Source organism: Corallococcus sicarius (genome assembly GCF_003611735.1).
In the GTDB taxonomy this organism is placed as follows: Bacteria; Myxococcota; Myxococcia; order Myxococcales; family Myxococcaceae; genus Corallococcus; species Corallococcus sicarius.
This window is the reverse complement of the sequence record NZ_RAWG01000394.1, coordinates 1-7339: the sequence shown is the minus strand read 5'-3', so window position 1 is coordinate 7339 and position 7339 is coordinate 1. Positions and strand designations below refer to the sequence as shown.

Here is a 7339-nt window from a genome sequence, read left to right as displayed (position 1 = left end):
CAGCCACTCTTATGCCATGTCCGTGGGAGCGGGGGCCGGAAGAGCGGGCCCTGTGTGAATCAGCACGGCGGCGGGATTGTTCCTGTCTTCTTCCTGTCGCCCGCAGGACCGCTGGTGGGGGACCTCGGGGCCGCTGTCGAAGGCCGTGCTCCCCTTGGCCGGCTGGCGGTGTTAGATCGCCGCGCCATGGCCAAGACCCCGACCCCGAAGAAGTCCTCCCTTCGCGCCGCCTACGCGAACGCGCGCAAGGCGGATCCCCGCCCCATCACCGGCAAGGAGAAGCCGGCGGAGCTGCTCGCGCACGCGTTCAGCGCCTACGTGGGCCGGCAGGAGCGCACCGCGTTCGAACTGATGCAGCAGTCGGTGCAGCAGGACGCGTCCATCTTCCTGACGCTGTCGGGCGCGATGACGCCCGCGGGCCTGCACCAGTCCTGCCTCATCCCGCTGGTGGAGAAGGGCATCATCTCCGCCATCACCACCACGGGCGCCAACCTCTACCACGACGCCCACCGCATCATCGGCCACGGCATCCGCGAGGTGAACCCCAACGCGGGCGACCTCCAGTACCGCCTGGCGCGCATCATCCGCATCTACGACCTGGGCTTCTGGGAGGAGGCGCTGCTCGACACCGACCGCCTCTTCTCCGCCATCCTGCGGCAGCCCCAGTTCCAGAAGAAGATGACCACGCCGGAGTTCCACTACCTGCTCGGCAAGGCCATCCACGGCATCGAGAAGGAGCTGGGCGTCAAGCAGCCGTCGCTCCTGTCCACCTGCTACAAGCACGGCGTCCCCATCTGGGTGGGCGCGGTGCAGGACGGCTCCATCTTCCTCAACGTCGTGAAGCTCAAGCGCCTCCTGGGAGACGCGTTCAAGTTCGAGCTCGACATCAACGAGGATGTCTTCTCCATGGCCGCGATGCAGCACTACTGCCGCCACAACGGCAGCGGGAAGCTGGCCATCTGGATCCTGGGCGGCGGCGTGCCCAAGAACTACACGCTCCAGGGCGAGCCGCTGCTGGACCAAATCCTCAACGTCCCCACGTCGGGCTTCGACATCGACGTGCAGTTCTGCGTGGACCCGGTGGACAACGGCGCGCTGTCCAGCTGCCCGGCCGGCGAGGGCCACACCTGGGGCAAGGTGTCCGTGGAGGCCGTGGAGACGGGTTCCATGTACGTGCACTGCGACGTGACGGCGGTGTTCCCCTGGCTCACGCACGCGCTGTTCAGTGAGCCGAAGAACAAGCGCAAGCCGATGCGGCTGATGGACAAGATGGACGCGGCCGTGAAGTTCCTGGACGCGGCCGTGAAGAAGCGCAGCAAGTCGCTGATGAAGACGCTGGACTGGAGCGTCGAGGAGGCCGAGCCCTCCACGAAGAAGGACGCAAAGGCCCACGACAGCTTCGTTCGTTAGAGAGCAGTCCCCTCACGAGTCACAAGGAGGCGGTGATGAGTCAGCAGCCTGCGGTGCCCGCTCCGGGCGTGGTGATGTCCCTGGTGAGTGCCCCCCAGTTGAAGACGCAGGTGACCCACGGCCCTTCGGGCGCGGCGTTGCCCACGGAGGCGCCGAAGGACAACGGCGGCACCGGTGGCAGCTTCTCCCCCACGGACCTGATGGGCGCGGCGCTCGCATCCTGCGTCGTCACGACCATGCAGCTGACGGCCACGCGCGAGGGCTTCACGCTGGGCGAGGTGCGCGCGACGGTGGAGAAGCGGATGACGCCGCCGCCGCGCCGCATCGCGGAGCTGGTGCTGTCCATCCTCCTGCCGTCCGGCCTCACCCCGCCCCAGCGCCAGCTGCTGGAGAAGATTGCCCACGAGTGTCCGGTGGCGCGCAGCCTCCACCCGGACGTGAAGGTGACGGCGTCGTTCGGCTATCCGGATTGACGTCCGTGTAGCAGGGGCTCGGCAGGCTGCCTGCCTTCCGAGCCCCGGCAACGGCCTGCGGCAACGCGGCTGAGTGCCCACCCTGCCTGAAGTGCGCTGACGCTCTGGGAGGGGCATGCGGCAATGAATGTGAAACGACTGGGCATCTACCTGAACGACCACCTCATGGGCTCCACGGTGGGCGTGGACCTGGCGCGCAGGGCGGAGCATGAGAACCGCAGCAACCCGGTGGGCCAGTACCTGGGCACGCTGGTGCCGCTGCTGGAGCAGGACCGCGCCACACTGCTGGCGGTGATGGGCGCCCTGGACGTGAAGGCGGATCCGGTGAAGGTGGGCGGCGCGTGGGTGGTGGAGAAGCTGTCGCGGCTGAAGCTCAACGGCTCCTGGCTGCGCTACTCCCCGTTGAGCCGGCTGGTGGAGCTGGAGGGGCTGTGTGTCGGCTCCCACGGACGGGTGTCCATGTGGAGGAGCCTGGAGCGCATCGCGGCGAAGGAGCCGCGCCTGCAGCGGTTCGACTTCGGCTTCCTGGCGGAGCGCGCCGAGGGGCAGCTGCTCACGCTCCAGAAGCTGCGGCTGCGCGCGACGGACAGCGCGTTCGCGGACACGTCCGTCGAGACCGGTGAAGCACCGGTCCCGACGGAGGCGTGAGCCGTCAGGGAATCAGGTTCCGGAGGGCGACACCGGCGGGCGCGCGGCGCCGTTCTCCGGCCCCGGCAGCAGGCGCAGCTGGCTGGCGGAGGTGAACGTCGCGTCCACCTCGCGCTCCAGGTACGTGTAGCCCGACAGGCCGTCCTCGTAGACGCGCAGCAGGTTGCGCGATTCGTCCAGGGTGATGCGCCCCTGGCGCAGCGCCAGCTCCGTGAACTTGCGCAGCTTCGCGACGAGGTCGTCCTTGTTGTAGCTCACGTAGTTGAGCACTTCCGTCACGGTGTCGCCCGCGACGACGTGGTCGATGAGGTAGCCGCCGCCCGGCGCCAGCGACACCTGCACCGTGTGCGTGTCCCCGAAGAGGTTGTGCAGGTCGCCCAAAATCTCCTGGTACGCGCCGACGAGGAAGATGCCCAGGTAGTAGTCGTCGCTGTTGAGCGCGTGCAGCTCCAGCGCGTCCTTCACCTCGCGCTTGTCGATGAAGTGCTCGATCTTCCCGTCCGAGTCGCAGGTGATGTCCGCCAGCGTCGCGCGCCGGGTCGGCTTCTCCGCCAGCCGGTGGATGGGCATCATCGGGAAGAGCTGATCAATGGCCCACGAGTCCGGCAGTGACTGGAACACGGAGAAGTTGCAGAAGTAGGTGTCCGACAGCTGCTTCTCCAGGACCTCCAGCTCCTCGGGAATCTCCCCGGACTCGCGCGCGATGCGCAAAATCTTGTGGCAGATGGCCCAGTAGAGGTTCTCCGCCGCCACGCGCTGCTCCAGCGACAGGTGGCCCAGGGAGAACAGCTGGAGGCTCTCCTCCTTGGCGTCCTGCGCGTCGTGGAACGCTTCGATGACGTTCTTGTTCGTCACCTCGCGGAAGGTGGACCAGAGGTTGCGCACCACGGAGGGCGCCTTCTCGTCCACCTTGTCGGGCGTCTGGGTCGGGTCGAACTCGCTCGTGCCCAGCACGTCCACCACCAGGATGGCGTGGTGCGCGACGACGGCGCGGCCGGACTCGGAGACGAGCGTGGGGTGCGGCACGCCCGCGCGATCACACGCCTCCATCACGCCGAAGACGACGTCGTTGGCGTACTCCTCCGTCGTGTAGTTCATGGAGGAGGCGAAGTTCGTCTGGGAGCCGTCGTAGTCCACACCCAGGCCGCCGCCCACGTCCAGGTACTTCAGCGGGGCGCCCTGGCGGGCCACCTCCACGTAGAAGCAGCCCACCTCGCGCAGCGCGTTCTTCACGTTGCGGATGTTGGAGATCTGGCTGCCCAGGTGGAAGTGCAGCAGTTCGAAGGAGGTCAGCAGGCCCGCGTCCTTCATGAAGCTGATGCAGGACATGAGCTCCGACGAGGAGAGGCCGAACTTGGAGCGGTCGCCGCCGCTCGCCTCCCACTTGCCGGCGCCGCGCGTGGACAGCTTCACGCGCATGCCCAGCCGGGGCGCGATGCCGGTGCGGCGCGCGACCTCCGCGATGAGGGGCAGCTCGCTGGGCTTCTCCACCACGAGGATGACGTTGCGGCCCAGGCGCGAATAGAAGAGGGCCGTCTCGATGTACTCCTCGTCCTTGTAGCCGTTGCAGATGACGAGCGCGTCCTCGTTGTCCAGCAGCGCCATCACCGCGAGCAGCTCCGGCTTGCTGCCGGCCTCCAGCCCGTAGGTGAACTCCTTGCCCGCCTCGATGATGGTCTCCACCACGTAGCGGTGCTGGTTCACCTTGATGGGGTACACGCCCCGGTACAGGCCCTTGTAGCCCTGGTCCGCGATGGCCTTCTTGAACGCGTTGTTCAGGTGGACGACGCGGTGGCGCAGCACGTCCGTGAAGCGCAGGAGCAGCGGCAGCCCGATGCCCCGGCGGCGGACCTCGTCCACCAGCTCCTTGAGGTCCATGCTCGGAGCGGTGGGGCCGTCCGGATGGACGCACACGTGGCCCTTTTCGTTGATGCCGAAGTAGGGCGAGCCCCAGTTCCGGATTCCGTAGAGCTCATGGGCATCGGCCAGGGTCCAGCGGTGCTGAGGGGCGGTAGCGGGCATCGTTGTTTCGTTGCCTCCGGTGAGACGTGCGGCGGATGGAAGCTCCCATGAACAAGGGAGGGGGGCCGGACTATCGGAAACGTCCCGGGCATTCAATAGCCGCCTGTTCGTGGAGCAGGCAGGCGAGCAGGGGCCTTACGGAGGTGCTGGCCCTGGTGGGCTGCTCAGCATCCAATTCCTACCCTTCCTCCTGTGGAATCCGAGGGAGGCCGAGTGGAGAGAAGGGGAGGGTACATGGAGTCGTCCGCACGCAGGGAAGAAGCACCTCTGACCCCGCGGGAGATCTTCGAGCGATTGGATCGCTTCGTCATCGGACAGGACGCGGCGAAGCGGGCGGTGGCCATCGCCGCGCACAACCACCTCAAGCGCATCCAGGCACGGCGGATGCGGCGTCAGTCACTCATCAAGAAGTCGAACATCCTGCTCATCGGCCCCACCGGCAGCGGCAAGACGCACATCGCGCGCAACCTGGCGGACATCCTCCACGTGCCCTTCACCACCGTCGACGCCACCGAGTACACGGAGGCCGGCTACTACGGGAAGGACGTGGAGGTGATGGTGTCCGACCTGCTCTTCAAGGCGAACCACTCGGTGGAGGACACCCAGCGGGGCATCATCTTCATTGACGAGGTGGACAAGATCGCCCGTCGTACGCAGGGCGCGCGCAACGGCGCCGGCAGCCGCGACATCGGCGGCGAGGGCGTGCAGCAGTCGCTCCTGAAGCTGCTGGAGGGGCGCGAGGTGCACGTGCCCATGAACGTCACCCAGGCGTGGAACAAGAGCGACTTCGTGCAGGTGGACACGCGCGACATCCTCTTCATCTGCGCGGGCACGTTCAGCGACCTGCACGACTTCGGCGACGACAGCAACCGGATGATGGGCTTCGGCGCGGACGCGGCGGGCGCGAAGAAGAAGGAGAAGCGCATCTCCACCCGGCAGCTGGTGGACTTCGGGATGATGGCGGAGTTCCTGGGCCGCATGCCGGTGATGGTGCAACTGGAGCGGCTGGGTGAGCCGGAGCTCTTGCGCGTGCTCACCGAGCCGCCCGATGCCATCACCCGCGAGTTCAAGGAGCTGCTGTCGCTGGACGACATCGAGCTGGAGTTCCCGGAGGGCGGCCTGCGCGAGGTGGTGCGCTACTCCGTGTCGCGCGGGCTGGGGGCGCGCGGGCTGCGCTCCATCCTGGAGCACGTGATGTCGGACGTGATGTTCGAGGCGCCCGAGCGGCGGCACCGGCAGGTGGCGGTGGACGCGGACTTCGTGAAGGCGCGGCTGTCCAGCCTGGACGACGTGGAGCTCAACGCTTAGCGGGCCGTTCCTTGGCGGGAGCGGGCTGTTCCTTCTCCTTCGCGGGAGCGGGCCGTTCCTTCTCCTTCGCGGGAGCGGGCCGTTCCGAGGCCCGTGCGGCGGCGCCCAACCGCGCCGCCGCCTGCGGGTCCTGGATGAGCTGGAGCACCACGTCGTTGCGCAGGAGCGCCTGGGTATCACCGCGCTCCAGTGCGTCCTTGAGGTCCTGGTGCTGGAGCGCGAGCTGGAAGCGCGGATCCTTGCGCAGGGCCTTGTAGGCCGGGTCGTCCTGGAGCTTGCGCACCTTCGCCGGATCCTGGGCGGCCTGGGCCACGTGGACCAGGTCCTTCAGGGGCGCGAACTGGGTGATTTCAAAGAGGTTGTAGCGGCGTGACAGGTCGAAGGCGACGGAGCCCATGGGAGAGACGCCCACGCGCTTGCCGGCGACGATGACGTGCTGCTCGAGGAAGGTGAGCGCGCTCAGGCAGACCCAGAAGAGGGCGGCCATCTTCCCGGCGCCGAGCACGAAGCCCAGGGTGCGGTCCATGCCGCGATCCTCCGGGTCCTTGCCGGAGAGGAAGCGCAGGAGCAGCGCGCCCAGGGCGTAGCGCACGGTGAGCCACGTCACGACGAAGAGGAGCACCGTCCCGGCGAGGGTGCCCACGAGCAGCGGCGAGCCCAGGGCGACGGCGAGCTTGGGGCCGATGATGGGCGCGAGCTTGCGGGAGACGAAGTAGCCCACCGCGAGGCCGGCCGTGTTCGCCACCTGCCGGGCCGCGCCGGAGAGGGCCCCGAGGGCGCCGAAGAAGAGCACCAGGCCCAGGAGGATGAGGTCGATGACCATGGAAGGGACTCCCGGTGCCGCAAGCGCTCAGCGGATCTTGAACGACGAATCGCCCTTGGACTTCTCCGCGGTCTGCTTCTGGGCTTCCGCGAGGGTTTCCTTGTAGCGGGCGTTGGAGGGCTCGTAGGTGAGCGCCATCTTCAGGTTGCGCTCCGCGGCGGACGGGTTGCCCGCGTCCAGGTCCTTCTGGGCCTGCGCGTAGAACTGGCGACCCTTGGGGTGGGTGCCGATCTGCTCCTCCTGCTCCTTCTTCACTGCGGCCTTCGTCTCCGCCTCGGAGGCGTCGGTGAAGCGCAGCTTCTGCGCGCGGTCCGGGCCGGCGATGTCCACGAGGTACTTCTTGCGCTTGGTGTCGTCGCGCAGGACGTAATAGGCCTCGGTGACGCGCTTGTAGAGTTCGTGCACCTGCTCCTTCAGGGCCTTGGACTCCAGATGGAAGAAGCGGTCCGGGTGGTAGATGCGGCTCTCCCGGTAGAAGGCCTTCTTGATGTCAGAGGGCACGGCGGAGCGCTCCAGCGAGAGCAGCTCGAAGTAGTCCGTCTGATCCAGCTTCGCGCAGCGGACCTCCAGCTCCGTGAGCTGCTCCAGCGTGAGGGCCGGGCCCTCGGACGCGGCGGCCGGTGCGGGAGGAGGGGAGACCGACGGCGGGCGGGGC

Annotated in this window: 7 protein-coding genes; 4 read left to right on the top strand and 3 right to left on the bottom strand. The window is 67.7% G+C overall.

What is annotated here, in order from left to right; genetic code table 11:
* The first annotated feature begins 186 nt into the window (after positions 1 to 186).
* The 3 genes from D7X12_RS36740 (at position 187) to D7X12_RS36730 (ending at position 2531) form a co-directional block, all read left to right on the top strand.
* Positions 187 to 1410 carry a deoxyhypusine synthase family protein gene (locus D7X12_RS36740; protein ID WP_120629864.1) on the top strand — a complete coding sequence of 408 codons (1224 nt, stop codon included), beginning with the start codon at positions 187 to 189 and terminating at the stop codon, positions 1408 to 1410.
* Positions 1411 to 1445: 35 nt separating this feature from the next.
* On the top strand, positions 1446 to 1883 hold the full coding sequence (locus D7X12_RS36735) for an OsmC family protein (RefSeq protein WP_120629863.1): 438 nt from the start codon (positions 1446 to 1448) through the stop codon (positions 1881 to 1883).
* A 123-nt stretch (positions 1884 to 2006) separates the two neighbouring features.
* Positions 2007 to 2531 (top strand): hypothetical protein, encoded by a 525-nt coding sequence (locus tag D7X12_RS36730; protein ID WP_120629862.1) that lies wholly within the window; start codon positions 2007 to 2009, stop codon positions 2529 to 2531.
* A gap of 12 nt (positions 2532 to 2543) precedes the next feature.
* Here D7X12_RS36730 and speA read toward each other — a convergent pair whose 3' ends face one another.
* Positions 2544 to 4553: a biosynthetic arginine decarboxylase gene (gene speA / locus D7X12_RS36725; protein WP_120629861.1), complete on the bottom strand. Its 2010-nt coding sequence runs from the start codon at positions 4551 to 4553 to the stop codon at positions 2544 to 2546.
* Positions 4554 to 4787: 234 nt separating this feature from the next.
* On the opposite strand from speA, the gene clpX reads away from it, so the two are divergent.
* On the top strand, positions 4788 to 5861 hold the full coding sequence (clpX, locus tag D7X12_RS36720; protein ID WP_120629860.1) for an ATP-dependent Clp protease ATP-binding subunit ClpX: 1074 nt from the start codon (positions 4788 to 4790) through the stop codon (positions 5859 to 5861).
* Here clpX and D7X12_RS36715 read toward each other — a convergent pair.
* Positions 5851 to 6684 carry a CvpA family protein gene (locus D7X12_RS36715; protein ID WP_120629859.1) on the bottom strand — a complete coding sequence of 278 codons (834 nt, stop codon included), beginning with the start codon at positions 6682 to 6684 and terminating at the stop codon, positions 5851 to 5853. The genes clpX and D7X12_RS36715 overlap by 11 nt on opposite strands.
* A 27-nt stretch (positions 6685 to 6711) precedes the next feature.
* On the bottom strand, positions 6712 to 7339 hold a 628-nt coding region (locus D7X12_RS36710; RefSeq protein WP_244225004.1), incomplete at its 5' end, for a J domain-containing protein.

Coding starts and splice junctions, on each gene's coding strand:
- D7X12_RS36735 (WP_120629863.1), top strand. CDS start 1,446: ATGAGTCAGCAGCCTGCGGTGCCCGCTCCGGGCGTGGTGATGTCCCTG.
- speA (WP_120629861.1), bottom strand. CDS start 4,553: ATGCCCGCTACCGCCCCTCAGCACCGCTGGACCCTGGCCGATGCCCAT.
- D7X12_RS36740 (WP_120629864.1), top strand. CDS start 187: ATGGCCAAGACCCCGACCCCGAAGAAGTCCTCCCTTCGCGCCGCCTAC.
- D7X12_RS36715 (WP_120629859.1), bottom strand. CDS start 6,684: ATGGTCATCGACCTCATCCTCCTGGGCCTGGTGCTCTTCTTCGGCGCC.
- D7X12_RS36730 (WP_120629862.1), top strand. CDS start 2,007: ATGAATGTGAAACGACTGGGCATCTACCTGAACGACCACCTCATGGGC.
- clpX (WP_120629860.1), top strand. CDS start 4,788: ATGGAGTCGTCCGCACGCAGGGAAGAAGCACCTCTGACCCCGCGGGAG.